Below are 2,850 nucleotides of genomic sequence, written 5' to 3'. Positions count from 1 at the left end.
CAACAGCAATGTTGGGGTTTTTTATTTGCCACGTAGATCTTTCACAGGCCTTGCAAAGCTTTCCTAATTTCATTTCTCTCAAGAAATGTATTGGAAAGGTAATCACCAGAATAAATCAATGTAGACCATTCCTGATTGGTTAAAGTTGATTTTGCGTGTAATATTTCTTTTTCGACCTCAAGTTCAGAATAGTCATTAACCATTAGCGATATCCAAATCATTAAGGCCTGATGATTTGGATTTTCTCTTTTCACTAATGGTTCAAGAAGCTCTTTTGAGTACTCATATCTTTTGAAGAGGTTGAAGAACCTAGCATATTCAATGCGATTGTACTCGGTTAATTCGCTTTTTAATATGTGCCTATTCCATATATAATTAAGAAGTTTACTAATGGTATATAGCTGTCTAATGTTTCCAGAATTTCTGATATGCTGAGCCTTTCTTATCCAATAATACAGCTGAGCCTGATGAATCAAATTTTCTATTTCTGGAGTATTATTTTGATGCCGGATCAACTCTGGAATAACATCAAGCGATAGCTGAATCAAATCACTCTCATCTGAATTATGAGCATGTTCTTTTATTGGTTTTAAAAAGAGAAAATTGGCGCGTTCGGTTTTACAAGACAGACTTGAGGGGTCAAGCGCTAAATCATGCCTTGTAAATAATTGTTTTGTGACAGCTATAAGGTTAATCTCAATCAGTTTGGATTGTAAGCCTTTTGAAAGTTTTGGTGTTTGCCCAATTGTTCTGATTCTTCTAATAAATTCAGTTTCGGAAATGGATTGATTATGTAAGTAATTAAAGAGTGCTTCTTTATATAGTAATTCGCTGAAGCGAGCCTCGTTTGGAACCGATAACGTATTACTTTTTTCTTGTTTTGCAGAAATCAGCCCTTCATAATACTGCTCTTGAAGTGAAGCTAATTTTCTGATTTGGGTAAACGATAATTTACCAGAACTTGAGTTAAGCGAATCATATTTATCGAGAATTTCATCAGTCTTAAGTGGTATCCATTTTTCATAAGCCAGTAATGCCGTTACCTCAGCATATCGCTGATTATCGAGTGCTTTTGACACTACCGAATCATTGCTGTTCTTATTAAAGTAGTTGCGTATATCTTCTTTTGATTTACCAATGAGTGTCTGAAACTTGGGATTGCCAGCTATTTGTCTCTCCATTACCTCCCAGTTTTCCTGAGTATATAGCTCCAGTGAAATATCGTCAGTCAGTAAATCCTCCTGTTTTAAAGTTCTCTGAAATCGTTTTGCTCTTTCCAGAAACAATGCTTCATTAGACGCTACATCACCCTCAATGCTGGCGAAGGCTTGAATTTTAATCTTTCTCACCTTTGCATCCAGAGGGATAAGATCATCAATTTCTTCTATTTCACTATCCTCCAGCCTGGTCTGATTTCTCTGGTAATAGACTTTTAAAGAAACACTGTCAACCCGGGTTGTTTTTTTATATTCTGAGATAGTTTGAACAAATGGAGTTGGATAACTAAGCTCAGGAAAGTTTGGGTACAGTCCACTTAATGGATGTGGGGTGATGGCTATAATATCACAAAGTTTGCCTTTTCTAATAACTAATATCCTTTCAGAGCCCTTTGAATCCTCAAGTGTTGGCCGGTCTATTTGCAGGTAATTTTGTTTCTTTTGAAAAAGTTTACGCTTGCCGTTACCATTTAATATTTCATTCCTACGAGCAGTTTTGATTAATTCCTTTCTTTTAATAAGCACACCTTGCGCTCCATATTTTAGACTTTTTTGGTTTATGCGGGAGGGTTTATTGAGATAAGTTGATTCGTTGGTAAACAAAGCCACATCTTCACTTTCTAGCATTAGACCACTTCTGAAATGATACCATCTAAAGGCCTTTTTTAAAGATTTCGGAGTGCAATGAAACCAGCCAATTATATTTTTTTCCAGATTTTCTGACCACTGTTGAGCAAGTCTGACATTTCTGTTTCTTTTAGTGGGTAGACTATATGATTCTCCCTCTTCAGGTTTTGATCTATTAGGACTTTCTTTTTGTGCAATTGCTGATTTTTTACTGGTTACAGCCCCAAAAACTTGAGTTGTATTTATTCTATTGGTTAAAGAATCCAGCGTTGCACTTACTCCGGTATATTGAAATTCAGGATTAATGATGTTGGCAAAATGACCGGGGGAGTTAACCCATCCAGCTACTATGCTTTGAGCCGTTTGTTCATAGGTTTGGTTACGATAATATAAACCATCAACCACTACAGATGCTATCAGTTTTTCATTAATGTATGTCTTAAGAACATTTTCACCAACCAACTCAAATTGGCCATTGTAAAACTTTACCCTTTTGGCAGGGGTGTTTTTGTTTTTATCTTCCTGACCATGTTTGGCCTTGGGGTGCTCAGTTAAATAAGTGGACTGGTCTACTGCTGCTCTGACCAAAATTGAATTAGCTGAAAGTTGACTAAGACCATGCGCTATTCGAACGCTGTCAATCTTTTCCTTTACAAGTTTGGAGAGCCATACCGCATCAAAATCATGAACGTTGACAGCTGATGTTGAACCTTGACCAATAACATTATTGATGTACAGAAACAGAAGGAAGAGTAATGAAACAAGGTTTTTAGGAATAGGCACTGATTATTTTTGGCTTGAAGATAGATTTAAAACTATTGAAAGGTTTTAATACAGCATCATAATACCATAATTGTGAAAAGGTACATATTAGATAAGGTCTTCTAATAAATGGACAGTTAGAATAATATTTTTAAAGCTCAGTACTTTTGCAAAATAGGGGAACAATTTCTTCTGGGTCCGAACCTGAATCGAAATTAAACATCATCAAACTCTTCGATGACCT

1 protein-coding gene is annotated in these 2,850 nt (G+C 35.9%); it reads right to left on the bottom strand.

Annotation, left to right across the window (positions count from 1 at the left end; translation table 11 throughout):
• Window positions 1-41: 41 nt before the first annotated feature.
• Window positions 42-2,627, bottom strand: coding sequence for a CAP domain-containing protein (locus tag E1140_RS00840; protein ID WP_155178059.1), 2,586 nt, complete (start codon window positions 2,625-2,627; stop codon window positions 42-44).
• Window positions 2,628-2,850 lie beyond the last annotated feature (223 nt).

Source organism: Fulvivirga lutimaris, assembly GCF_009711525.1.
In the GTDB taxonomy this organism is placed as follows: domain Bacteria; phylum Bacteroidota; class Bacteroidia; order Cytophagales; family Cyclobacteriaceae; genus Fulvivirga; species Fulvivirga lutimaris.
This window is presented reverse-complemented; position numbering and strand designations above follow the sequence as displayed.